Annotated in this window: 19 protein-coding genes; 10 read left to right on the top strand and 9 right to left on the bottom strand. The window is 73.3% G+C overall.

Annotated features, from left to right (window positions below; genetic code table 11):
• Positions 1-21: 21 nt before the first annotated feature.
• Positions 22-858 carry a BUD32 family EKC/KEOPS complex subunit gene (locus DVS28_RS10525; RefSeq protein WP_114591406.1) on the bottom strand — a complete coding sequence of 279 codons (837 nt, stop codon included), beginning with the start codon at positions 856-858 and terminating at the stop codon, positions 22-24.
• Positions 848-2734, bottom strand: coding sequence for a serine/threonine protein kinase (locus DVS28_RS10530; RefSeq protein WP_114591407.1), 1887 nt, complete (start codon positions 2732-2734; stop codon positions 848-850). The genes DVS28_RS10525 and DVS28_RS10530 overlap by 11 nt, the downstream gene beginning before the upstream one ends.
• A gap of 116 nt (positions 2735-2850) precedes the next feature.
• Between DVS28_RS10530 and DVS28_RS10535 the strand changes: the two genes are divergently transcribed.
• Both DVS28_RS10535 and DVS28_RS10540 read left to right on the top strand, forming a co-directional pair.
• Entirely contained in the window at positions 2851-3786 is a 936-nt protein-coding gene (locus DVS28_RS10535; protein ID WP_114591408.1) for a ribonuclease Z, read from the top strand.
• 74 nt (positions 3787-3860) lie between these two features.
• On the top strand, positions 3861-5372 hold the full coding sequence (locus DVS28_RS10540; protein ID WP_164710370.1) for a cell wall-binding repeat-containing protein: 1512 nt from the start codon (positions 3861-3863) through the stop codon (positions 5370-5372).
• Here DVS28_RS10540 and yczE read toward each other — a convergent pair.
• Complete coding sequence (gene yczE / locus DVS28_RS10545) at positions 5353-6120, bottom strand: membrane protein YczE (RefSeq protein ID WP_114591410.1); 768 nt, start codon at positions 6118-6120, stop codon at positions 5353-5355. The genes DVS28_RS10540 and yczE overlap by 20 nt on opposite strands.
• Before the next feature lie 63 nt (positions 6121-6183).
• Between yczE and DVS28_RS10550 the strand changes: the two genes are divergently transcribed.
• On the top strand, positions 6184-7179 hold the full coding sequence (locus tag DVS28_RS10550; protein ID WP_216826543.1) for a M15 family metallopeptidase: 996 nt from the start codon (positions 6184-6186) through the stop codon (positions 7177-7179).
• 4 nt (positions 7180-7183) lie between these two features.
• Here DVS28_RS10550 and DVS28_RS10555 read toward each other — a convergent pair whose 3' ends face one another.
• On the bottom strand, positions 7184-8911 hold the full coding sequence (locus DVS28_RS10555) for a zinc metalloprotease (protein ID WP_164710371.1): 1728 nt from the start codon (positions 8909-8911) through the stop codon (positions 7184-7186).
• 154 nt (positions 8912-9065) lie between these two features.
• Here DVS28_RS10555 and DVS28_RS10560 point away from each other — a divergent pair, with 154 nt between their 5' ends.
• From DVS28_RS10560 to DVS28_RS10570, 3 genes are read left to right on the top strand one after another with little or no spacing between them, the layout of a single operon-like run.
• The gene (locus DVS28_RS10560) at positions 9066-10244 is read left to right on the top strand and encodes a M20 family metallopeptidase (protein WP_164710372.1); all 1179 of its coding nucleotides are present in this window, start codon (positions 9066-9068) and stop codon (positions 10242-10244) included.
• A gap of 30 nt (positions 10245-10274) precedes the next feature.
• Entirely contained in the window at positions 10275-11771 is a 1497-nt protein-coding gene (locus tag DVS28_RS10565; RefSeq protein WP_164710373.1) for an MFS transporter, read from the top strand.
• A 49-nt stretch (positions 11772-11820) separates the two neighbouring features.
• On the top strand, positions 11821-12162 hold the full coding sequence (locus DVS28_RS10570) for a rhodanese-like domain-containing protein (protein ID WP_114591415.1): 342 nt from the start codon (positions 11821-11823) through the stop codon (positions 12160-12162).
• 22 nt (positions 12163-12184) lie between these two features.
• Here the strand turns inward: DVS28_RS10570 and DVS28_RS10575 are convergent, their stop codons facing one another.
• From DVS28_RS10575 to sigK, 4 genes are all read right to left on the bottom strand, one after another.
• A complete protein-coding gene (locus tag DVS28_RS10575; RefSeq protein ID WP_114591416.1) occupies positions 12185-13720 on the bottom strand; it encodes an ATP-dependent DNA ligase in 1536 nt (511 codons plus the stop codon).
• Positions 13717-14412, bottom strand: a complete 696-nt coding sequence (locus DVS28_RS10580) for a uracil-DNA glycosylase (protein WP_114594116.1) — start codon at positions 14410-14412, stop codon at positions 13717-13719. The genes DVS28_RS10575 and DVS28_RS10580 overlap by 4 nt, the downstream gene beginning before the upstream one ends.
• Positions 14413-14618: 206 nt before the next feature.
• The gene (locus DVS28_RS10585; RefSeq protein ID WP_114591417.1) at positions 14619-15353 is read right to left on the bottom strand and encodes an anti-sigma factor; all 735 of its coding nucleotides are present in this window, start codon (positions 15351-15353) and stop codon (positions 14619-14621) included.
• On the bottom strand, positions 15350-16006 hold the full coding sequence (gene sigK, locus DVS28_RS10590) for an ECF RNA polymerase sigma factor SigK (RefSeq protein ID WP_216826544.1): 657 nt from the start codon (positions 16004-16006) through the stop codon (positions 15350-15352). Before sigK ends, DVS28_RS10585 begins: the two co-directional genes overlap by 4 nt.
• Before the next feature lie 112 nt (positions 16007-16118).
• Between sigK and hrpB the strand changes: the two genes are divergently transcribed.
• Both hrpB and DVS28_RS10600 read left to right on the top strand, forming a co-directional pair.
• Positions 16119-18527, top strand: coding sequence for an ATP-dependent helicase HrpB (gene hrpB / locus DVS28_RS10595; RefSeq protein ID WP_216826545.1), 2409 nt, complete (start codon positions 16119-16121; stop codon positions 18525-18527).
• Between the two features lie 410 nt (positions 18528-18937).
• Entirely contained in the window at positions 18938-19786 is an 849-nt protein-coding gene (locus tag DVS28_RS10600) for a hypothetical protein (protein WP_164710374.1), read from the top strand.
• A gap of 46 nt (positions 19787-19832) precedes the next feature.
• Here the strand turns inward: DVS28_RS10600 and DVS28_RS10605 are convergent, their stop codons facing one another.
• Positions 19833-20882 (bottom strand): N-acetylmuramoyl-L-alanine amidase, encoded by a 1050-nt coding sequence (locus DVS28_RS10605; RefSeq protein ID WP_164710375.1) that lies wholly within the window; start codon positions 20880-20882, stop codon positions 19833-19835.
• Between the two features lie 64 nt (positions 20883-20946).
• On the opposite strand from DVS28_RS10605, the gene ypfJ reads away from it, so the two are divergent.
• Positions 20947-21825, top strand: a complete 879-nt coding sequence (gene ypfJ, locus DVS28_RS10610) for a KPN_02809 family neutral zinc metallopeptidase (protein ID WP_114591422.1) — start codon at positions 20947-20949, stop codon at positions 21823-21825.
• An 8-nt stretch (positions 21826-21833) separates the two neighbouring features.
• Entirely contained in the window at positions 21834-24881 is a 3048-nt protein-coding gene (locus DVS28_RS10615; protein WP_114591423.1) for a coiled-coil domain-containing protein, read from the top strand.
• Positions 24882-24887: the final 6 nt, after the last annotated feature.

Below are 24887 nucleotides of genomic sequence, written 5' to 3' on the forward strand. Positions count from 1 at the left end.
CGCGACGAACGCTGCTGGGACTCAGAGCTCGTCGATGGCCCAGTCCAGCGCGGTCCGGGCGAGGGCCGCCTGGGTGGCCCGCACGGCCGCGCCCCCGGGTCCAGGCCAAGCCGGCCTGGCCGCCGCGGCGAGCAGCAGGCCAGCGGTCTTGGCCAGCCAGCCACCGACGTCGTCGACCGGCGGCACCTCGCGACGTCGGTCGGTGTGGGCCACGTCGACGGCGATCGACAGTCGGTCCACGTCGGCGTTGCCCACGAACGCGTCGGACCAGTCCACGATCGTGACCCGTCGTCCGGCGGCGTGGACGTTGCCGCTGCCGAGGTCGCCGTGGACCAGCGACTGCCCCGCGATGGACACCCGGCTGGCCGCCTCCTGCAGCGCCGCGTGGTGGCCGCGTGTGTCCTCGGTCGTGATCAGCCCCTGCCACGGGTCGACGTCGGCGACCGTTGGCAGCCAGGGCGGTGGGGTCAACGCCGACAGCGACGCGACCGCCGCCCACACGGGCTTCATCCGCGACGGCCACGGCGGCGTCCAGCCGTCGTCGTCCAGGCGGGCCTGGACCATCCACGGGACCTCGTCGGTCGGATCCCCGGCCAGCACGCTCGGCAGCGACCGGTGCTCCAGGGTCATCAGCAACGCAACCTCGGCAGCCACGGCCTCGCCGGCTTCGGGCGACCCGTCGCTGGCCTTGACGAACACCGGGCCGACCCCGGCGATGCCGGCCACCATGCGCACGCCCGGTGCGGTGCCGTCGATCGCCCGGATGTCGCCGCCCAGCGGGCCGATCTCGGCCTCGATGCGCTGCAGGACACGGTGCAGCGCTTCCCTGCGGACGGCGTCGGCTGGCTCAGCAGGCATAGGGGCTCCCGTCCAGCGCGTCGACGTCGTCGACCAACCAGCGGCCGTCGACCTCGACCATCCGCCAGCGGAGCCGCCAGTCCGAGCAGGTCTGCCCGTCAGGACCCAGCTCGGCGGCCTGCAGCGACCGGAACGTGATCGTCGTGTCGACCCCGTTGCCCGTCGACGCGACCGCCTCGACGGCAGGGGAGAGGATCGTGCTGGTCTGGTTGCCGTCGCTGAACTGCGTGAAGCCGACCTGCTGCTGCAGGCCGACCGTGTAGGCGTCGAACGCCAGCCCGTAGTCGCCCAGGTTGATGCCGTCGTGCCACTGCTGGAGGGTCGCGGCGACGGCCGGTCCCTGCGGATGGTCGACCAGCAGCGCCACATCGGGCGCGGGGGGTGGCGGTGGCGCGGGAGGAACCGTGGGCGGCACCGTCGGTTCGCCCGTGGGGCCCGGTGGCGGCGGGGCCGGGGGGATCGTCGGGGCGGACGTGGCGACCGGTTCCAGGGTCGGCCCGGGGTCGGGGTCGGGGTCGTCGGAGGGGCCGGGATCGGTCGTGGTCGCGACGTCGGATGGATCGGTCACCGCGACCTCGGTGTCGTCCCCGCCCAGCTGCAGCCAGGCGAACACGCCGCCGGCCAGGACGACGATCCCGACGAGCACGCCGATCACGATCGCCCCGGCCGTCGACCGTCCGCGTGTGGGCTGCTCTGGGGGCGGGACGTAGCCGGAGGCAGCCTGCGACGGGTAGGGGCCGGCGTATCCAGCGGCGGCGGGCTGGGCGGGCCACGACTGCGTCGGCGTCCGCTGGTCCGCGGACGCGGTGATGCCATCCCGGTCCAGGGGAGTGGTGGGCGCGAACGACGGCTCGGACGCCAGCGGGGCCGTCGGGACGTCGGCAGGGGAGGGCTCGCCTGACCCGGCCCCGGCCGGCCCCACGGCGGGTTCGTCGGTGTGCAGCGGGGTGCCCAGGACCAGGCCGGGGAGCGCCAGCGTGCGCTCGGCCTCGCGGCCGGCGTCCAGCGCCTCCGGCAGCGTCATCCGCGAGGGCGCCACCCCGGTGGCGCGCTGGGCGTCCTGCAGCTGCTGGCCGAACGCGATCGCGTTGGGCGTGCGCAACGCCGGGTCCTTGGCCAACGCCCGGTCGATCGCCTCCGCCAGCGGCTGGGGGACCCCGTTGTCGACCAGGTCGGGCGGTTCCTCGCGAACCATGCGCGCGATGACCTGTGCGACCGACTCGTCCCCCGGCCGCACGAACGGGGGGTGGCCCACGAGCAGCGCGAAGAGGGTTGCGGCGAGGGCGAAGACGTCGGTCCGCTCGTCGGGGCGGGCCCCGTCGAGGACCTCCGGTGGCGAGAAGGCCACCGTCATCGTCATCTGTCCGGTGCTGGTCAGCGTGGCGGTGTCCGGGCCGGTCACCGACGCGATGCCGAAGTCGGTCAGTACCGGCGAGCCGAAGTCGTCCAGCAGCACGTTGTCCGGCTTGACGTCGCGATGGATGATCCCTGCCGCATGCGCGGTCGCCAACGCCCCCGCGAGGCTGACCCCGATGTTTGCCACGTCCTGCCACGGCAGCGGCCCGGACGCCTCGAGGCGGTCCCCGAGCGACCCTCGCTCGTGGAAGGCCATCACCAGGTACGGGCGGTTGTCCTCGGTGAACCCGGCCTGGTGCAGCGTGACGATGTGCGGGTGGCTCGACAGCTGACCGGTCGTGGCGGTCTCTCGCTCGAACCGGCGGCGTGCCCGGTCGTCCAGCCGGCTCGACGCCCCGGTCAGGACCTTGATGGCGACGTCCCGTCCGAAGCCCTGCTGCGGTGCCCGGTAGACCACGCCGAATCCGCCTCGACCGATCTCGGTCAGGTCGTCGAACCCGGGCACACTGGTGGCGGACATCGAGCAGAAGGCTAGAGGCCACGACCCGCCCACGGGTACTCGTGACTCGACCGGCGTCGCTTCGTAAGGAACGTCCTGCGGTCGGCACCCGCCCCTGTGGGTCTACGGTTGTCCAGATGACGCGCGAACTCGTCGTCCTCGGGACGGCCAGCCAAGCACCCACCCGTGACCGGAACCACAACGGCTACCTGTTGCGCTGGGACGACCTCGGGCTGCTGTTCGACCCCGGCGAGGGCACGCAGCGACAGATGCTGCTGGCCGACGTGCGGACCTCCATGATCAGCCATGTCCTCATCACCCACGAGCACGGGGACCACTGCCTCGGACTGCCCGGGGTCATGCAGCGGATGGTCCTCGAGCAACGCCGCGATCCGGTGGTGCTCGTCTACCCCCAGGCGGCCGAGCCGTACATCGACCGTCTGCTCGGGGTCGGGCAGTACGACGGCGGCCCGGACATCCTCCGCGTGGCCGTCCCCGACGAGGGCGCCGTGCTGGGCCTGGGTGAGGACCGCAGCCTCGTCGCCGCGCCGCTGGACCATCGGGTCCCCGCGATCGGCTACCGGCTGGAGGAGCCGACGACCACCCGGTTCGTGCCCGCGCTGCTGGAACGCGCCGGGCTGTCGGGACCGATCGTCGGACGGCTCCGGTCGGAGGGCCACGTGGACCTCGACGGGCGGGTCGTCGAGCTCGCGGACGTCAGCGAGTCCGTGGACGGGCAGTCGATGGCGTTCGTCATGGACACTCGGGTCTGCGAGTCGGCCGCCGAGCTGCTGGACGGGGTCGACCTCGGCGTGGTCGAGGCCACGTTCCGCATGGGGGACGAGGACCTGGCCGAGCGGTACGGCCACATGACGGCGGACCAGGCCGGCCGGCTGGCCGCCGATGCGCGGGTGCGGCGGCTGGTCGTCACGCACTTCTCCCAGCGATATCCCGACACCGAGGGCTTCGCCGTCGAGGCCGCCCGGCACCACCCCGACGTCGTCGCCGCCGTGGACCTGAGCCGGATCGCGGTGCCCGAACGAGCCGACACCGTGACCCGGGCGCCGGCCTGATGCGGCCGGCCCCGAGCAGCTCCCACCGGGTCCGGTCCCACACGAGCCCGGCGGGCCTGTCCACGATCGTGCTCGTGCTCGGCCTCCTCCTGGGAGGGGGACACGTCCTGGCCGCGGTCCAGCCCGGCGGCGGCGTCGACGCCCCGGATCAGCTCGTGGGACGGTTCGACGGTGTCAACCGGGCCGACACCGCCGCACGGGCTGCGCTGGACGGGTGGGGGACACGCGACCGGGTCGTGCTGGTCGACGGCGCCACCTGGACCGACGCGCTGGTCGGTGCCCACTTGGCCGCCCGGCTGGACGTGCCCGTCCTCGTGTCCGGGCCGTCGGTGCCCAGCGAGACGCTGTCGACGGTCGAACGGATGGGGGTCGAGGACGTCGTGGCGGTCGGCGCCGTCGCCGTGCCCGACGGGACGGCCGTCCAGCGCCTGACCGCCGCCGACCCGGTTGCGCTGGCGGTCGCCGCCCTGGACCTGGTCCCGTCCGTTGCGGGCCAGCCGCTGGTGCTCGTCAGCGCGGCCGGCTTCGCCGATGCGCTTGCCGCAGCCAACCTGGCCCCTGCGGGACTCCTGCTGACCGAACCGGATCGGCTGGCCCCCGCCGCCGCCGAGGCGATCCGGCGCCACGAACCCTCCACGGTCGTGCTGGTGGGCGGCACCGCGGCGCTGTCGGATCAAGTGGCCGATGACGTCCGCGCCCTCGGGGTCGCGGTGCAACGGGTGGCAGGGCCGACTCGGGTCGACACGGCCCTGGCCGCGCACCGACCCGGTTCCGACGTGGTCGTGGTCGCCAGCGCCGACGGGTTCGCCGACGCCGTCGCGATGGTCCCGTGGGCGGCCCGTCGCACCGCCGGCCTGCTGCTGACCCCGCACGACGAGCTGCCCAGCCACGTCGACGTCGCGTTGCGCGAGGGCGCCACCGCCTCGATCGTCATCGCCGGAGGCACCGCCGTCGTGGGGAACTTCGTGGACCGTCAGGCCGCGGCGGCCGTGACCGACCAGCCCCCGCCCGGGTTCGTCGGTGCGGTCCGGGCGCTGACACAGGAGGAGCAGACCGCGATGACGGGGGTCAGCTGGCACGAGGGGTGTCCGGTCCCGCTGCAGGACCTGGTGGTCGTCGACCTTGCCCACTGGGACGCGGACGGCAACGTCGTCGACGACGGCCTGCTGGTGGTCCACCACGAGGTCGGCGCCGACGTCCTCGGGGTCATGGCGACCGCCTTCGACGCCCGCTTCCCCCTCACCCGCGTGCGGCCCGTCCGCGAGTACGGCGGCGACGACGACGCGTCGATGGCTGCGGACAACACCTCGGCGTTCAACTGCCGGGTGGTCGCCGGCACCTCGACGTGGTCAACGCATTCGTGGGGCACGGCAGTCGACATCAACCCCGTGGAGAACCCCTGGGTGCGTGGGGAGGCTGTCGAACCGCCCGCCGGTCGGGACTGGCTGGACCGGGCCGACGTGCGACCGGGCATGGTGGTGGAGGGCGGGCCGATCGTCGCCGCGTTCGATGCCCTCGGATGGGGCTGGGGCGGCCGCTGGTCCAGCAGCCGCGACTACCAGCACTTCAGCCGGTCGGGGCGGTGACCCCGGGGGGTCGACGCAGGCCGCCCTCGCGGACCCGTCGATCCAGCGCGATGCCCATCTGGACGGCCGGCCCGATCAGCAGCGCGAAGGCCACCGTGCCCACCCCGAACGTGCCGCCGAGGAACCACCCTGCGGTCAACGCCGTCAGCTCGATGGCGCCCCGGACCACACCGACGGGCAGACCGGTGCGGTCGTGGAGGCCCGTCATCAGCCCGTCACGTGGACCGGGGCCGTGCGCAGTGCCCAGGTACAGGCCGCTGCCCAGCCCGATCAGCGCCAGGCCGGCGAGCAGCACCCCGATCCGGCCGCCGATGGGGGCGATCTCGGGGACCATCAGCAGCGTCGCATCGATGGCGACACCGATGACGACGATGTTCAGCAGCGTGCCGAGGCCCAGCCGTGTCCGCAGCGGGATCCAGATCAGCAGCAGGAAGAACCCGATCACGATGCTGGCCACGCCGATCGACAGCGGCGTGTGGATGCTGACGCCCTCGGCGAAGACCGTCCAGGGCGAGTTGCCGAGGTCGGACCGCACGATCAGCGCATCGCCCGTGCCGAAGATCCACAGCCCCACGACGAGCCGGGCGAGGCGAGCGGGAGAGGTGCGCCAGGCCGACAGCACCGTCGGGTCCTGACGGGCCACGGACGGGGCCGAGCGGTCGGTGGTGTCCACGTCGACGGGCGGTACGGCGGCGGCGGTCCGTGGGTCCGGCGCGGAGGGCCGGGTGCCGAGGGAGAAACGGCTCATCGTTGCATGACGATACCGGCGGGTCGGCCGCCACTTCACCGGCCACTCGGTACCGTCGATGGGGTGACGGCCCACCCCTCGACGCCCCGACCAGCACGTGCCCGGCTGTGCCTCCTCCTGCTGGCGCTGGCCTTCGCCGCGGCAGCCTGCACGACCGCCCCGGCGTCGGACACGCCCGGCACGCCACCCGGCGACGTCGCCGCACAGGTCACGACTGTGCCCGTGCCACCCATCCCGGACCCGGACGCGTCGGCTGCCCCCACGCCGGGGCCCGGGCCGACGCCCCCGCCGTCGCCCGCTCCGCTGCCGACCGGTCCGGCCGTGCCGTCCCCGACCGCCACCCCGGATCCCGACGGCCTGCACCGGCCCGAGTGGCTGCACACCCGGCCGCTGGAGATCGGTCCCGACGGATGGGCGTTGCCGCAGGACACCCCCGCCGAGCTCGTCGACCGTCGCATCCCCACCATCGACCTGCTGCCCCCACCGACCGACGACGGCTTCGTCGCCACCGTCGAGGCGGTGCCCGACGATGTGGTCGCACGGTCGACGTGGACCGAGGAGTGTCCCGTCGGACTCGACGAGCTGCGCTACGTCACCGTGTCCTTCTGGGGCTTCGACGACCGCCATCACACCGGCGAGCTGATCGTCAACGCCAGCTGGGCGGAGGAGATCGTCGACGTCTTCCGCCAACTCCACGCCATCCGGTACCCGATCGAGGAGATGCGGATCGTCTCCGCAGCCGAGCTGGAGGGCCCCCCGACGGGTGACGGCAACGACACGACCGCGTTCGTCTGCCGGCCCGTCCGTGGATCGTCGACGTGGTCGCAGCACGCCTACGGGCTGGCCGTCGACATCAACCCGTTCGTCAACCCCTATCAGCGGGGCGAGCGGATCCTCCCCGAGCTCGCCGGCGCCTACCTGGACCGCGACCACGTCCGCCCGGGCATGCTCGCCGAGGGGCACGTGGCGGTTGCGGCGTTCGACGCGCTCGGCTGGGGCTGGGGTGGTCGGTGGAACAGCCTGATCGACTGGATGCACTTCAGCGCCAACGGCCGCTGATCGGTCAGCCGACGAACGTCCCGTAGTGGCCCAGCAGGTCCTGGGGGAGGAGGGTCGGACCGCCGACCGCCCATCCCTCGTCGAAGCCGTGGGCCGCGAGGAACGCCTCGACCGCCGGGTCGACCGTCGGACCGACGAGCAACAAGGGGGCATCCAGCAACCCTGCGCCAGCGCCTGCGGCCAGCCCGTCGAGCACCGCGTCGGTCGGCGCGAGGACGACGGGACCGCCAACGCCCCCGGCCGTCAGGGTGGCGACGGCCAGCGACAGCGCCGTGGCATCGGGTGCGTCGACGCGCTCCAGGTTGATCCCGCGTGACGCCAACGCCGACAGGGTCAGCTCCGCGCCCGATCCGACCACCGTCACCGTCGTCGCCCGGTCGGACTCGAGCAGGGCGACCACGTCGGGGGATACACCGGTGTCGTCGAGCAGCAGCAGCGGTCGGTCGGTGGTCCCGGCCAGCCCGGCGGCGATCGCCAGCGTGGGGTCGTCGGCGTCGGTGGTGCTGATGACCGCACCGGTCCCCGACGCCGTCCAGCCGAGCTCGGCGAGGTGGAGGGCAGCCGTCACCGCGTCCCCGTCGACCCGGCGAAGCGAGAGCTCCCAGTCGTGGGCCATCTGCCGGCAGCTGGTGGGCCAGTCCCCGACCAGCACGAGCGTGCCGCGTCGTCGGAGCACCCGGTTGACCTCGGCCCGGGCAGGGCCGGTGAGGCAGGCGTCGCCGTCCGGTTGGCCAGCCAGCCACGCGGCATCGGTGCGGCCCGCGAAGGCGGCCGACGCGGCGGCGATCCCCGGGTCGGCGGTGTCGACGACCACGGCGACGTCCCTGCCGTCGTCGGGGGACATGGCGAACGACGTCCGTGCCACCGTCTCCAGCCTGTCGCCACCGAACAGCGGCCGGATCGTCGGATAGGTGGCGCGCAGCCCCGCGAGGTCCCCGTCGCCCAGCGCGGCCTGGCAGGCCCACGCCTGCCAGAACATGATCCGGCATCGCAGGTCGTCCCCGCCCATGCCGTCCCGCCAGCAGTCGTCCGCGGCGTTGCACAGGTGGCCGAGCCCGACGACGTGGCCCATCTCGTGGCGGATCGCCCGGACCAGGTCGTCGCGCGACTCCACCCGCGGGCAGACACCGATGTCGGCCTCGAGGATCTGGGTTCCGAGCGCCCCGTAGCGACGCAGGCCGAGGCCGCCGTCGGTGAACAGGTAGGCGTTGGCGTTGGTCAGCCCCTCGCACGACTCCTCGAGGAAGACCGTGGACCGGCCGTCGGCCACGACCCGGCCGTCCGTCACGTAGCCCTCGAACCAGGAGGCCCAACGGGTCCCGGCATGGCCGTCCCAGGCACGGACGCCCTCGTGGACCGCGTCCTCGTCGAACCGGGCGACGACGTCGTCGTCGAGGTGGTACCGCCAGGGCAGGGCGTTGTCGCCCATCAGCACCGGGGCCTCCATCACGATGCCGCTCACCCAGTCCGGACCGACACGAGGCAGCGGCGGGGTGTGGAGGTTCTCACCCGGTGAGGTCAACGTGCGTGCGGGACGCCCCGCCGGAGGCCCCAGCCGGCCATCGGCGCGTGCGCCGAGGGCGGACGACGGGGGGTCCTGCAGCGGCACGACGGCCGTCGAGTCGGGAAGGTCGTGCGTGCGATCGGGACGCTCGTCGAGCAGCAGCCACGAGGCGCCGAGGACCAGCAGCACCACCACGGCCACCGTCAGCGATCGCACCGGTACCGACACCACGCCACGATACTCGCGGTCCCCGGCCACGGATCGTGGCGTCGCGTGGTCAGGCGTCCACGCGAATGGTTGTCGGGTTGCGCGACGGGGCCGGTCGACCGACCCTGAGTCCTTCGCGGCCGGACGACTCGGCCCAGGACGAAGGACCCACGAGATGACTGCCCGGCCGACCGACACCCGACTCGACGCGATCCGGGCGTCCGTGGCACGGCGGGAGCAGGCCTACCTCGACCTCCTTCGTGACCTCGTCGCCATCGACTCGGGTTCGCTGGACCACGAGGGGGTCCGGCGGATCACCGATGTGCTCGAGGGCATCCTCATCGCCGAGCGCTTCGCCGTCGAGCACGTGCCCGTGGGGGCGCTGCACGTCCTCGTCGGTCGACGTGCGGGGACGGGCCCGACCATCCTCCTCAACGCGCACATGGACACCGTCTACGACCGGGGCACCGCGGCCGAGCGGCCCTTCGAGATCGTCGACGGGCACGTCCGGGGCGCTGGCGTCGCCGACGACAAGTGCGGGATCGTGGCGGCCCTGATCGCGGTGCAGGCGCTGGACGAGGTGGGCAGCGACGCCGACCTGATGGTGGTGTTCACCCCCGACGAGGAGCTGGGCTCGCCCTTCTCCGCGCCGGTGACCGCCCGTCTGGCCGCCGAGGCCGACGTGGCGTTGTGCCTGGAGGCTGGCCGCGAGGACGGGTCGCTGGTCAGCGCCCGCAAGGGTGGCGCGAACCTTCGTGCCCAGCTGACCGGACGCGGAGCCCATTCCGGGGTCGAACCCCACAAGGGCATCAACGCCGCCCTGCACATGGCGCACGCCATCGTCGGCCTGGAGGCGCTCAACGACTTCGACCGGGGTACCACCGTCAACGTCGGGGTCGCGCGGGCCGGCAGCCGTTCCAACATCGTGCCGGCCGAGGCCACGATGTGGATCGACCTGCGGGCCTGGACCGTGGAGGAGTACGACACGCTCCTGGCCGAGGCCCAACGGGTGGTGTGCGCGCCGCACGTCGACGGGGTGCAGGTGGCGACCCGGCTCGAGGCATCCTCCCCACCCATGGAGGCCACACCTGCGGTCACCGCGCTCGGCGACCTGGCCTGTGCCCTGGGGGCCGAGCTCGGCATCGACGGCATTCGCCACGTCCACACCGGGGGCATGGGCGACGCCAACATCGTTGCGACCGCTGGGATCCCGGTGCTGGACGGTCTGGCCCCCGTCGGTGGCGACGACCACACTCCCGCGGAGTGGTTGGACGCCGCCTCCATCGTGCCGCGGGTCACCCTGCTGGCCGCGCTGATCGACCGCTTGGCGGTGGACGGGGTTCCGGCCCCATGACCCCTCCTCCCCGCCGCTAGGCTCGTGGGCGTGACCGCCGCCGAGCCCCTTCGCATGGGGACCGCCGCTGGCCGCTGGGCCGTCACGGCCACGGTGGCCGGATCGGCCGTGGCGATGGTCGCCGGCACCGTCGTCAACGTCGCGCTGCCCGACATCGCCGACGGGCTCGACACCGGCACGCTCGGCGTGCAGTGGATCCTCAACAGCTACATGCTCGCCCTGGCGTCCCTCATCCTCATCGGGGGTGCGCTCGGCGACACGTTCGGGCGACGTCGGATCTACGTGCTGGGCACCGTCGTGTTCGGCGTGGCCAGCGTGGCCGCAGCCGCGGCACCGACGATCGGCACGCTGCTGGCCGCCCGGGTGCTGATGGGCATCGGCGGTGCGCTGCTGACGCCCGGCAGCCTGGCAATCCTGGAGGCGTCCTTCGCCGAGGAGGACCGGTCCGCAGCCATCGGGGCGTGGTCCGGCTTCGGCGGTATCGCCGCGGCGGTCGGCCCGCTGGTCGGCGGGCTGCTGCTGGACGTCGGGGGATGGCGGTCCCTGTTCCTTCTCAACGTGCCCGTCTGCGCCCTGGCCGTGGTGCTGACCGTCCGCCACCTGCCCGAGAGCAAGGACCCCTCCGCTGACGGCAGCCGGCTGGACTGGCTCGGCACGATCACCGCTGCCGTCGGCCTCGGCGCCCTGACCTACGGGCTGATCGGGCTGGGGGACGGGGTCTCCGCCCTGTCGGTGGGTGCGGCGAGCATCGGTGCGGTGGTCCTTGTCGGCTTCGTCGTCGTCGAACGACGGGTGCCCGCCCCGCTGGTGCCCCTCGGCATGTTCGCCGACCGGACGTTCTCCGTCGCCAACGGCATCACGTTCGTGGTCTACGCCGCGCTCGGTGGCGTCTTCTTCCTGCTGGTGGTGTTCCTCCGCGAGGTCCTCGGGTTCAGCGGCGTGCAGGCAGGGGCGGCAACCCTGCCCATCACGTCGCTCATGCTGCTGCTGTCCGCCCGGTCCGGACGGCTGGCAAGTCGCATCGGCCCTCGCATCCCGCTGACCATCGGGCCGCTGCTCCTGGCGGCGGGCATGGTCGGCTACAGCCTGCTGGGGGAGGGGTCGAGCTACCTCCGCGACGTGCTGCCGGCCATGCTGGTGTTCGGTGCGGGGTTGGTCCTGCTGGTCGCCCCGGTCACCGCGACGGTGCTGGCCGCGGCGGACTCGGCGAAGGCCGGCGTTGCCTCGGGCATCAACAACGCGGTGGCCCGGACCGCTGGCCTGCTCGCCGTGGCGGTCCTGCCGCCGGCTGCGGGACTCGGCCCCGGGGCCTTCGACAACCCCGCCCGTTTCGCCGCGGGTTTCTCGCGGGCCATGCTGTTGACGGCGGCGCTGGCGTTCGTCTCGGCGATCATCGCCTTCCTCGGCCTGCCGTCGACCCTGCGGACCCCGCGACGGGGCCCCGATCCCGGTCCCCACGAACGCACGTACTGCAACCTCGACGCGCCCCCGTCGGGCGGTACGCGCCCGGTCGAGTCCTCGCGATAGCCTTCCTGATCGCCCACGAGGTCCGTGGGACCCCGATCGAAGGACCGTGATGAACGCCCGCCTGCCAGAGGTCGACCCCAACGAGGCCGTCGAGCTGGTCGACGACGGCGCGCTCCTGCTGGACGTCCGCGAGATGGACGAGTGGCAGGCAGGACATGCCCCCGACGCCCGTCACGTGCCCATGGCCACCATCCCGCAGGTGATGCGGGACCTGCCCACCGACGTGCCGATCGTGGCGATCTGCCGGTCCGGTCGCCGATCGGCCGAGGTGACGGTCTACATGAACAACGCCGGGTTCGACGTCCGCAACCTCGAGGGCGGCATGCAGGAGTGGAGCGCCACGGGCCACCCCGTAGTCACCGACGACGGCTCGCCCGGCATGGTCATCTGAGGCGTCGGACCGGCCCCGAAGCTCAGCGGGGCGGGAGCCCTCCCAGCGCGCGCACCGTATCGAGGGTGTCGACCTCGGCCGGGCTCTTGTCGTCGCGGTAGCCGATCACCCGCGCGAACCGCAGGGCCACGCCGCCCGGGTACCGACGTGAGGTCTGCACCCCGTCGAGGGCGATCTCGACGACCTGCTCGGGGCGGACGTGGACGGCCCGCTGGTCCCGATGGGTCTCCAGCTCCAGGAACCGGGCGGTCTGCCACTCCAGCATCGCGTCGGTCATGCCCTTGAACGTCTTGCCGAGCATGACGAACTCGGGCTGGCCGTCGGGGCCGTCGATGCGGGCGCCGAGGTGGATGTTGGACAGCCAGCCCTGCCGACGGCCCGACCCCCACTCCACCGCCAGCACGACCAGGTCGAGGGTCTTGACCGGCTTGACCTTGCGCCACTGCTTGCCACGACGGCCGGCGGCGTAGGGGGCGTCCAGCGCCTTGACCATCACGCCCTCGTGCCCGCGGTCGAGCGACTCGACGGCGACGGCCTCGCCGGCCGCGGCGTCCTCGACGATGACCGAGGGGATGCGCAGGTGGTCGGGGACCAGCGCGGTCAGGCGCTGGCGGCGGGCCGAGAGCGGCTGGTCGATCAGGTCCTCGCCGTCGACGTGCAGCAGGTCGAAGAAGAACGGGCTGAGCGCCGGCCGCTCGCCTTCGTCCCGGCTGAAGGCGCTCATCGTGTCCTGGAAGGCCCACGGCAGGCCGTCGGTCCCCATCGCCAGCACCTCGCCGTCGAGGATGGCCTGCTGCATGGGAAGGGCCCGGGCGGCGGCCACGACATCGGCGGAGCGGCTGGTGATGTCGTTGAGGTTGCGGGTGAACACCACCACGTCCTCGCCGTCGACGTGCACCTGGATGCGGGCGCCGTCGAGCTTCCACTCCACCACGGCCGTACCGAGCTCCTCAACGACCTCGGTAACCGACTCGGTGGTGGACGCCAGCATCGGCTGCACCCCGCGGCCGACGACCAGCCCGACCGCCTCCAGCGCAGGACGCCCGCCGGTCAACGCAAGGGTGGCCACCTCACCGAGGTCGGCGGACAGCATGAGGGCGCGGCGGACCACGGTCTCGGGGACGTCGGCCGCCTTGGCGATGCCCTTGGCGACCATGCCGGCAGAGGCGCCGTGTCGCATCTCGCCCATCACCAGGTGGCGCAGGAACGCCTGCTCGGCGCTGGTGGCCCGTGCGAGCAGGCCGTTCAGGGCGGTCATCCGTGCGCCCCGTGAGCCGGGCCCGCCGGCGGTGGCCAGCACCTCCAGGGCTGCGTCGACGTCGTCGAGGGTGAGGGACGCGTCCTCGGCTGGTGCGGTGTCGGCGTCGCGGACCGCGGCCCAGCCGACCTCCAGGCGATCCTGCGGCGGGTCGCCGGCCAGGTAGCGGGCGGCCAGGTCGGCACGGTCGCCGGCGGCCAGCAACGCCTCGACGATGATGCGGACCTTCTCGTTGCGTCCCGGCTCGTCGGCCAGGGCGTCGGAGGCCGCGACCAGATCTGCCAGCCGGCCGGTCGTCACCCGCGCTCCGTGGCTCGGGACAGCGACCAGTCGACCGGGCTGGCTCCCAGCGCCTCGAGCGCGGCGTTGGTCCGGCTGAAGGGACGCGACCCGAAGAACCCGCGGGCCGCCGACATGGGGGAGGGGTGGGCCGACTCGATCGCTGGCGCATCCAGCAGCCACTCCTTGGTGGAGCGGGCGTCGCGTCCCCACAGAATCGCCACCAGCGGGGCGCTGCGCATGGCCAGGGCCCGGACGGCCTGTTCGGTGATGGCCTCCCAGCCCTTGCCGCGGTGCGAGCCCGGGTCGCGTGGCGCCACGCTCAGGCAGCGGTTGAGGAGCATGACGCCCTGGTCGACCCACGGCGACAGGTCACCGTCGGTGGGCTTGGGCACGTCGAGGTCCTCCGACAGCTCGGCGAAGATGTTCTGCAACGAGCGGGGGAGGGGGCGGACCCCCGGTGCGACGCTGAACGACAGGCCGACGGCGTGACCGGGCGTGGGGTAGGGGTCCTGGCCGAGGACCAGCACCTTGACCTCCTCGAACGGGACGGCGAAGGCGGCGAACACCCGGTCGGGGGCGGGGAGGAAGGACCGGCCGGCCGCCAGCTCGCCACGGAGGAAGTCCCCCATCGCGGCGATGTCGTCGGCGACTGGTTCCAGCGCCACGTCCCAGCCCGGTCCGACGACGTCAGCAAGCGGTGTTCGTCCCATGTGGTCGGCCATGCTCGGGCCGACGGCCGGGTCACGCAACCCAGCCGCTTGGAACCGCTCGTGCGCCGGCCCACGATGTGCACCTGTGCCGGCGGGCTGGCCGAGGTGCACCACTCCCCGCCGCAGTCGTGCACTTCAGCCGCCCACCCAACCGAGCTGCACATCTCGGGCCGCCGAGGCTGACTGATGCCCGGCTGCCCGACTGCTCACGCGCCCAGCTGCACCTGCACCGTGCCGGTCGGCATGTCCAGCGGGGCGTCGCGGGGTTCGACGGTCAGGCCGAGGCCGTCCAGGCCGGCGTGCTGGGTGGTCAGGGGGACGCCGTTGTGCAGCTCGCCGACGGCGATGGGGGTGCCGTCGATGATGGCCCACAGGACGTACATCAGCTGCTCGTCGAGGACGGGCAGGCCGTCGGCGACCGTCACGGCCGCGTGGTGGTCATCGGAGATCACCGCGGTCACGACTCCACCGTCGGGCAGACCGGCGTCGAAGCGGGCGGCGTCCGTGGCGGCCACGAGCGTGGCGACCTCGGTGTTGGTGGTCTCCAGCGCATCGAGCCGGTTGGACAGGTCCGACACGAGGACGCCCAGACCCACCGACACGGCAACTGCCGCGGCGGCAGCGACCATCGACAGGCGGGTGACCCACGACCGGGAGGCCGGGGCGGCGACGGGACGCACCGACGGTGCCTCGTCGATCGCGGTCACGACCGGACGTTCCTGGCGGACGTTGTCGATCTCCGACATCACGGCCCGACGCAACCCCTCGGGCGGGGTCTCAGCAGCCGCGGCACCGAGCATGGCGCCGACCTCGAGGAGGGAGGCGACCTCGGCCTGCGTGGCAGGCGACGTGGCCATGTAGGCCTCGAAGGCCGCGCGCTCGTCGTCGTCCAGCGCGTCCATGACGTACGCACCGGTCAGGGCATGCAGGTCCTTGCTCATCGTGTCTCCACCTCCATCGCGTCTCGCAGCCGGATCAGGCCGTCTCGCATTCGTGTCTTGACAGTTCCCAGCGGGGTGTCCAGCAGGGCGGCCACCTCTCGGTAGGTGTTGCCGCCGTAGTACGCCATCTCTATCGCTTCTCGTTGTACATCGGTCAGGTTCTTCAGGGCCTCGCGGACCTGTTGTGTCTCGAACCTGGTCTCCACCGCATCGGCAACGCTGTCGAACGGGCGCTCGCGACTCTCTCGCGACACCCGCTCCTCCCGATCTCGGGAGGACTGCACGCTGCGGACCCGGTCGACCGCTCGTCGGTGCGCCATCGTGAGGATCAACGACTTGGCGCTTCCACGATCGGTATCGAACCTCGTCGCGGTTCTCCACACCTCCACCATCACGTCCTGCGCGACCTCCTCGCTCTGCGAGGGATCACGGAGGACCCGGCGGATGACACCGTAGACCTGGGGCACCATCTGGTCGTAGAGGGCCTCGTAGGCCGCGCGATCGCCACGTGCGACTCGGGCGAGCAGCACGTCGGGATCACGGGACTCTGCGACGCGGTCGTCGGGTACAGACGACAGGTGGCGTTGGGACTCGGGCATCGACTGTTGTTCGGCGCCGCCACGGGTGCCGGATTGCCCTTTGCGTGAGAACATCCCTCGGAGCGTAGTGGTCGGGGCGCGGCGGGGCCGCGAGCGGGCTGCCATGATCGGCCGTCCTGTGTCACCAGCGCGTCCAACCGCCCGCCCCGATCTGCCCTCCCTGCCCGTGCAGGAGGTGCTGGGTGACGTCGTCGACGCGCTCGACGACGCGGGTGTGGCCGTCCTCGAGGCGCCGCCCGGTGCCGGCAAGACGACGCTCGTGCCGTTGGCGATGCGCGACGCCCGATGGCTGACCGGCCGGATCGTGGTGCTCGAACCCCGTCGGATCGCCGCACGCGCGGCAGCCGAACGCATGGCCGACCTGCTCGGCGAACCCGTCGGCCGCACCGTCGGCGTCACCACTCGCGAGGACAAGCGCACCTCGGCCGCCACGGTCGTCGAGGTCGTCACCGAAGGGGTGCTGGTCCGGCGGCTGCAGCACGACCCGACCGCCGAGGGCATCGGGGCGGTCGTCCTCGACGAGTTCCACGAACGGTCCATCGAGGCCGACCTGGCGTTGGCGTTCTCGCTGGAGTGCCGACGAGCCATCCGTGACGACCTGCGCCTGCTGGTCATGTCGGCGACGCTGGAGGGGTCGAGGGTTGCAGCGCTGCTCGGCAACGCGCCGGTCGTGACCAGCCGCGGCCGGGTGTACGACGTGGAGACCCGCCACGAGCCGGTGCCCGTCGACGCCGACATCGGCCAGGCGACCGCGGCCGCCGTGCGACGGACGCTGCCGGGAACCGACGGCGACCTGCTGGTGTTCCTTCCCGGCCAGCGGGAGATCCGGCGGGCCGCGGGGGCCCTGTCGGGCATCGACGCGGAGGTCCTGCAGCTGTACGGGGCGCTGCCGGCCGCCGAGCAACGGCGCGCCCTGCAGCCCGTGGCCGGACGACGTCGGGTGGTCCTGTCCACCGACATCGCCGAGTCGTCCCTGACGGTCCCGGGTGTCCGTGTCGTCGTCGACGCCGGGTGGGCCCGCCGCCCCCGCTTCGATCCCACGTCGGGCATGTCGCGCCTCCACACGGTCAGGGTCAGCCGGGCCAGCGCCGACCAGCGACGCGGTCGGGCTGCGCGAGAGGGCGAGGGCGTCTGTGTCCGGCTGTGGCCCGAGCACGAGGCGCTGGCCGGCCACGCACCCCCGTCCATCGCGGAGGAGGACCTGGCGCCGACCGCGCTGGAGGTGGCGGCATGGGGCACCGACGTGGTGGACCTGTCGCTGCTGGACCAACCGCCGGCGGCCACGTGGGAGGCGGCCCGTGACCTGCTGCTCGGCCTGGACGCCCTGGGGACCGACGGCCGGCTGACCGACCACGGCCGTGCGATGGCTGACCTGCCCGTCCACCCCCGGCTGGCCCACATGGCCCTGCGAGCCGATCGGCCACAACAACGGCTCGCCGCCGAGCTGGCGGCGTTGCTCGGCGAACGCGACGTGATGCTGGGCGGCGACGCCGACCTGGAGCGTCGGGTGCGGGCGCTCCGGGGCGAGCGGGTCGGCGCCGTTCGCGCCCCCACGATGACGCGGGTGCGCCGCGACGCCGACCGGCTGCACCGCCGGATCGGCGGTGGCACCGGGGCGCCGTTGACCGACGTGGGACCGCTGGTGGCGCTGGCCTACCCCGACCGGATCGCCCGTTCCCGTGGCCAGCGCGGCGTGTTCACCATGGCCGGCGGGCGGGGCGCCACCCTGCCCGAACGCGATCCGCTTGCCGGTGAGGCGCTGCTGGCGATCGCCCACGTGGACCGTGGGACGACACAGGCGCGGGTGTACCTCGCAGCAGGCCTGGACGAGGCGGCCGTCGAGCCCATGGTTCGGGTCGGGGACCACGTCGCGTGGGAAGGGGGCGACGTGGTTGCCCGTCGACAACGACGGCTCGGCGCCCTCGTGCTGTCGGAGAGCCCGCTGGCCACCCCCGATCCCGACCGGCTGCTCGCCGCCCTGCTGGAGGGGGTGCGGGCCACCGAGCTCCGTGCGCTCGGGTGGAGCCGGTCGGCGCAGGACCTTCGCGACCGCCTGCGCCACCTCCACCACGGGGCAGCCGCCGACGGCTGGCCGGCCGTCGACGACGACACGTTGCTGGCCGAGCTGGAGGAGTGGCTGGCCCCGTTCCTGACCCGGGCGCGACGACGCAGCGACCTCGAACGGGTCGACCTGCACACCGCGTTGATGTCACGGGTGCCCTATGCGCTGCACGGCCGGCTGGACGAGGCGGCACCGACGCACCTGGCCGTCCCCAGCGGGTCACGCATCCGGGTCGACTACAGCGGTGAGCAGCCGGTCCTGGCCGTCAAGCTGCAGGAGATGTTCGGCGCGACCGACGGTCCGAGGATCGCGGGTGAGCCCGTCCTGCTGCACCTGCTGTCCCCGGCACAGCGGCCGGTGCAGGTCACCGACGACCTCGCCGGGTTCTGGGAGCGGGGCTACCCGGAGGTCCGCGCCGAGCTGCGCGGTCGCTACGCCAAGCACCCGTGGCTCGAGGACCCACTGGCGGCCACGCCGACGCGGCACACCAAGCGTCGCGCGGCCGGGGGCTGACCGGCGGTTCGCCAGACGTCGCACCGACCCACCCGGGGGTCGACCCCGAGACCGACCCGGGACACCCGGGGGTGAACACGGGGGACCACCCCGATTCGCCCGCGGTGACGCCGGGCCACGGTGTGAACATGACGACACCTCGCCCCACCGCCCCCACCCCTCCCACCGGCCAGCAGGGCCCCACGCCCCCGCGACCTGGTCAGCCCCCGTACCCGCCGGGCCCCGTTCCGCCCGGTCACCCGTCCTGGTCCGTACCGGCGCGATCGGGGCCCGGCTCGTCCATCGGCGACGCAGGCCCCGATCGCGCCGATGGGTACCCGCCGAACCGTCCGGGTCCGCGGCCCGGCCCGTATCCCGGCCCCCAGGCCGGTCCCCATGCCGGCGCTCGCCCGGGCCAGCACCCCGGGCCCGTGCCGACGCCGCGGGAGCCGTCGGTGCTCAGCCCGGCGGCGGAGGCGCTCGGGTACAGCGGCGGCATCCTGACCACCCTCGCGGTGCTCTACGAGCTCGGGGACGTGTGGACCGACCTCGGCGGCGGTGCCCAGACCCTGCTCCTCGCCCTGGCGACCATCGCCCTGTCGACCGCCGCTGGGTTCGTCGGCGCGGGGGACCGCATCGCCGCCCGCCTCTCGACCACCCTGTGGCTGCTGGCCGGCATGACCGGGACCCTGACCTCCTACATCCTGTTCGACCGGGTGGCCGGGCTCGGGGCCGACGCGGGCCTGCTGGCCGCCGGTGGGACCGCCTCGGCCGCCGCCACCGCCCTGTGGCGACGGACCGACCGGGGGTTCTTCGGCGCGTTGGCCTTCCTCGGCGGACTCGTCGCCGTCTTCGGTGGCGTGGGGCTTGCCGGCGGTGGCGACGCCGCCCGCGCGACCGCCATCTGGACGGTCGGGATCGTCTGGGTCACCGCCGGGGTGGCCGTGCCACGCCTGCGGGAGCTGGCACCGCTGTCCCTCGGCGCGCTGGCTGCCTGCTCCGCGGCGCAGGCCGTCGTCGCCGACGCCGGCACCCCGGGCCTGCTGCTCGGCCTGCTGACCGCCGTCGTCCTGACCGGGGCGGCGATCAGCCTCGGCACCACCCGGCACTGGGTCTGGGCCGGGTTCGCCGGGCTGGTCTTCGTCCCCCAGGCCATCCTCGAGTGGGTGCCGGTCGACATCGCGTGGCCGCTCGCAATGATGACCGCCGGCATCGGCATGATGAGCGGCTGCATCACCCTCGTCCTGCGTCGCCGTCGTGGCCCGGGCGACGCCGGGTGACCCGTCCCGAACCACCGAGGGCTGACCCGTCCCGGACGACTCCCGGTCAGCGAAGGCCGCGGCGGCGGATGACCACCCCGATGGCGGTGCTGACCGTGGCCAGCAGCCCGGCAGCGGTCAGGCGCAGCCGGCCGATGTCGTCCGACCCGTACACCTTCACGTTCGCGTTGAGCAGCGCCTTGCTGTTCAGCGTCGTCCCCGGCACCGCTGGCACCGACAGCACCGGGTCGGCTGGGGCCGGGACCCCGGACGCCGATGGCACGGCAGCCGTGGGACCGGTGGCGAGGGCCTGTTCGGTCGGCGGGCCCGACGGCAACGTGGCGGCAGCGGCCTCGGGCGTGGCCTCGACCGTGGCGACCGGCCCCGTGGGCGGTGCCTGCGCGAACCCCGCCGAGCGGGCGGCCACGAGCGCCGGCAGCCGGGTGACGAGGTCGACCCCGTAGCGGCCCGGACAGACCGTCTGGCTCATCTCCCGGTGCGGGACGATCGTCGGCGTCACGACCGTCGTCCCCGCGGGATGGCGGTTGGATCCCCTCGACACGAACTCCGTCGTGCCCTGCGGGTTGATCCCGTAGCGGCCAGCGAGCCACGCCAGCAGCTCGGTCATGGCCGCCTCGGCCTCGGCGGTCGGTGGTTCCTCCTCGTGGTTGCCGATGAAGCAGCAGAGCTGGGCGAACCCCTGGCTGCCCCCGGTCGCCGACCCCTTGATCGGCAGGTCGATCGACCCCTCTCGCCCCTCCCAGATCGTGCCGAACCGGTCGACGAAGAAGTTGTAGGCCACGTCGGGCCAGCCCTTGTCGGGACCGGTGTGGGTGCGGTGGAACGACCGGATCATCCCGACCACGTCGCCCCGGTCGTAGGTGTTGCCCGAGGCGGTGTGGTGCACCAGCAGGAACCGGACGTCGCCCGGCGCCTCGGCCTCCAGGGGCCCCTGCGGTGGCAGGTCGCCGCCCCACGCCGATCGAGGACGGATCGTCGGTGAGACCGGCTGGGCGAGGACCGGCATCGTCCCGAACACGCCCACGCCAGCCCCGGCAGCGAGCAGCTGCAGCAGGCGTCGGCGGGTGGGGCGGACAGGGTGTGGGTCGTGGCGCACCGATGCCACGATACGGGGCCAGCCCTCTACAGTGTCGAGGTCAACGAACCGGGAGTGGACGAACATGCGATGGCAGCGCGGGCGAGGGATGTCGTCCGATATCGAGGACAGGCGCGGACAGCGGGTCTCCACGGGCAAGGTCGCTGGTGGAGGCGGGCTCATCGGCGTCGTCATCGCGATCGCCGTGGCGCTCTTCGGTGGCGGCGGTGGCGCAGACCTCGGGGCAGTCCTCGAGCAGCTCGACGTGGCCGCGCCAGCCGCGCCGGCCGACCAGAACGTGCAGGCCCAGGCCCCCGACACCGTCAGCGAGCAGGACGAGTTCGTGTCCTTCGTGCTCGACGACGTCCAGAACTTCTGGGACCGCAGCTTCGCCGACGCCGGTCGGACCTACGACCGCTCGACGCTCGTGCTGTACGAACGCGGGACGGCCACCGCTGGCTGTGGCTACGGGGAGGCGGCCATCGGCCCCTTCTACTGCCCGGCAGACCAGAAGGTCTACATCGACCTGTCGTTCTTCGACGACCTCGCCACCCGCTTCGGCGCGCCGGGTGACTTCGCCCAGGCCTACGTGATCGCCCACGAGATCGCCCACCACGTCCAGAACGTCCTCGGCATCTCCGACCAGGTCCGTGCCCAGCAGCAGGGCGCCTCGCAGTCGGAGGCCAACGACCTGTCCATCCGGCTGGAGCTGCAGGCCGACTGCCTGTCCGGTGTGTGGGCACACTCTGCCTACGGTCGTGACGCCCTGTCACCCGGTGACCTGGAAGAAGGCCTTGGCGCTGCCTCCGCGGTCGGCGACGATGCCATCCAGTCCAGCGCCGGTGCACCGGTCAACCCCGAGACGTGGACCCACGGATCCTCCGAGCAGCGGATCAGCTGGTTCAACACCGGGTTCGAGACCGGCGACGTGAACGCCTGCGACACCTTCAGCGGAAACCTCTGATCCCCCCGATGCCCGACTCCTCCGACGATCCCATCCGCGACGCCGTCCTCGCCATCCTCCAGGGCGTGGACGCCAACCGCGACGCCACCCAGCAGCTGCTGACCGCCACCGAGTCGCTGCTGACCGAAGCCGAGGACGCCGCCGAGCGGGTCAGCGCCGCCGGCGTCGGGTCCGTGCAGCGACTCGACGACGCCACCCACAGCGCCGTCGAACGGCTCGAGGTGGCGGTCCAGACCGCCGCAGCCACCCACGCCGGCGCAGTGCGCGACACCGGCGACGACGTCGTCCGCCAGGTCGAGGAGCGGCTGGCCCAGCAGGTCGCCGACACCACCGCCATGGTCCGTGGCATCGCCGACCAGCTCGACATGTCCGTGGCCGGGGTGGCCGAGCAGCTGCAGGTCCTCGCCAGCGACGACCTCGGCACGCTGCACACGCGGACCACCGAGGTGGCCGACCGGCTGGCAGAAGCAGCCGCGAACCTCGTCGACCGCCTCGAGGTCGCCGCCGAGGTCTACCGAACCGCGACCGACGACTCCGCCGCCGGCATCCAGGGCAGCGTCACCGAGGCCGTCAGCACCGTGCAGGAGGCCACGTCTGCGCTGCACGACGCCGCCGCCGACGCCAGCCGCGCCATCGAGGTGGCCGCCCGCGACAACGCCGAGGTCGCGGCCCGCATCGAGGGGCTGGTCAGCACCGCCGCGGAGTCCTCGGCCCGCAGCCTGTCCAACGCCCGCGACGAGCTGGCCCGGGTGACCGCCCAGGCCGCCCGCGAAGCCGCTGACACCATCGCTGCGCAGGCGCACGGCCTGACCGACCGGCTGGCCGAGGAGGTCGGGGCATCTGCCGAACGCCTCGACATCGCCATCGTCGAGGCGGTGCAGCGCCTCGAGCAGGCCACCGCCGCCACCGAGCAGGCCTCGACCGTCGCGACCGGACAGCTCCGCGATGCCCTTGCCGAGACCGGCAACCAGGTCGATGTCGCCACCTCGTCGCTGAAGGACGCCGCCGCGCGTGCCGCGGCCGACGCCGGCGAGTCGATCGTGACCTCCGCGCAGGGCGTCAGCGACGCCATGACCCGCGAGGTCGAGCGAACCAGCGAACGCCTCAGCCTCGCCGTGCGGTCCGCGGTGGAGCGCATGGAGGCCGCCACCACGGCGGCGGACCAGTCCGGCGGCAGCATCGCCAACCGGATCGCCCAGTCGGGCACCAAGAGCGTTGCCGCGATCACGGAGTCGACCGACCGGCTCGTCGGCGAGCTGGCCGACGGGCTGACCCGCTTCGACGTGTCCGCCAACGCCGCCGTCGAGGCGATGAGCAGCGGCACCGGTGCGCAGGTCCAGGCCATCACCGACGCGGTCCGGTCTGCCGTCACGCGCATCGACACGGTGACGACGCGGCACGAGGACGCCTCCGGACGGGCGGCCGCCGACCTCCACACGGCGATGGAACGGGTTCAGTCGGAGCTGGCCGCCACCGGCCGGCAGACCGTCGAGGGCGTCAGCACCGCCGGGGTCGAGGCCGCCAAGCGCATCGGCGAGGCGAGCGCCGTCGTCGAACGGGTCGTCGACGCCATCGGCACCCGCGCAGAAACCGCCGTCACCAACGCCGAACAGCGGCTCAGCGACACCGCCGACCGCCAGCTGTCCCGGCTCACCGATGCCGTGCAGGACGCAGTCGACCAGCTGGGCACCGGCATGGAGGACGGCGTTCGCAGCGTCGGCGTGGCGACCGCCGACCTCAACGACCGGCTGACCGGGGCTGCCGACCGGCTCGAGCAGGCCACCAGCGGTGCGGCGACCCGCATCGAACGCACCGGAGAGGCTGCCCTCACGCGGGTCATCGCCGACGCCGGCGAGCTCGTCCAGCGGCTGCAGACCAGCACCGGTGAGTCCACGACCCGGCTGACCGCGACCGCCGACCACGTGGAGGAGCGGCTGACCGCCGCCGTCACCACCCACGCCACCCGTGTCACCGACGGGGCCGAGACCGCCGTCCAGCGGCTTCTGACCGCGTCGGCCTCCGCCATCACCGACATGGGGGACCGGGCCGCCACGATCGGCCAGCGGGCCGCCGACGACGCGGCCGCCCATGTGGCCCGCGTCGCCGACGCCGGTGAGCGACTGGCCGCCCAGATCGAGGACCGCACACGGGAGCTGGGGCAGACCGGCGAGCGCATCGAGTCCGCCGCAGCCGCCGCGGCGAACGCGGGAACGCAGGCCGCCCGCAGCGCCGACCGGCTGCACGACATCACCGAACGCCTCGCTGCCGAGGCCGACGCCACCACCCAGCGCAGCGTCGAGCAGCAGGACCGGATCGCCGCACAGCTGGCCGACGCCGTCGACGAGGCCGTCCGGACCGCAACCAAGGCCATCTCCCGCGACACCGACCAGCTGAGCACCGCCGTCACGTGGGCGGCTCGTACCGTCGAGGAGGCCGTCAGCGGGATCACCGCGGAGATGGTCACCCTGCAGGACGCCGCCGACGCCACGGCCAGCCGGGTCGAAGCCGAGTCGTCCTCGGCCCGCGCCGAGCTGAAGGACCTCATCGGCCAGCTGCAGGCGACCCTCACCGACCACGTCGAGGCGGCCGTCACCCCGTTGGCCGCCCAGCTGAACCGTTCGGTCGGCCACCACGAGAAGCTGGCCCTCACCGCCGAGACCGTCGAGCGTTCCCTCAGCGAACGCACGCAGCTGCTGCAGAAGCGCGAGGAACAGGTTGAGCGGATGGAGCAGACGGTCAGTGACGCCGCGCAGCTGGTCTCGGCGGCCAACCGCAACCTGCGGGAGGAGCAGGACGCCGCGGCCTCCGTTGCCCAGCAGGTCGCCGCCCAGATGGGCGACTCGGCCAAGCGGGCCGAGCAGCTGCTGCACGACCTGTCGATGGTCGCCCACCGGTTGGAGGATGCGGCGGTCGCTGCCGAGCTGGGGCGTGAGGCGCTGGAGGAGGCCATCGTCCGTGCGACCGCGCTGCGGGACATCCCGCCGCCGCCGACGGCACGGCCCGAACCGCCGACGCCACCGCCGGGCGCCGTGCCTCGCGTCCCTCCCCCTCGGTAGGGGACG

Source organism: Euzebya pacifica (genome assembly GCF_003344865.1).
Lineage (GTDB): Bacteria > Actinomycetota > Nitriliruptoria > Euzebyales > Euzebyaceae > Euzebya > Euzebya pacifica.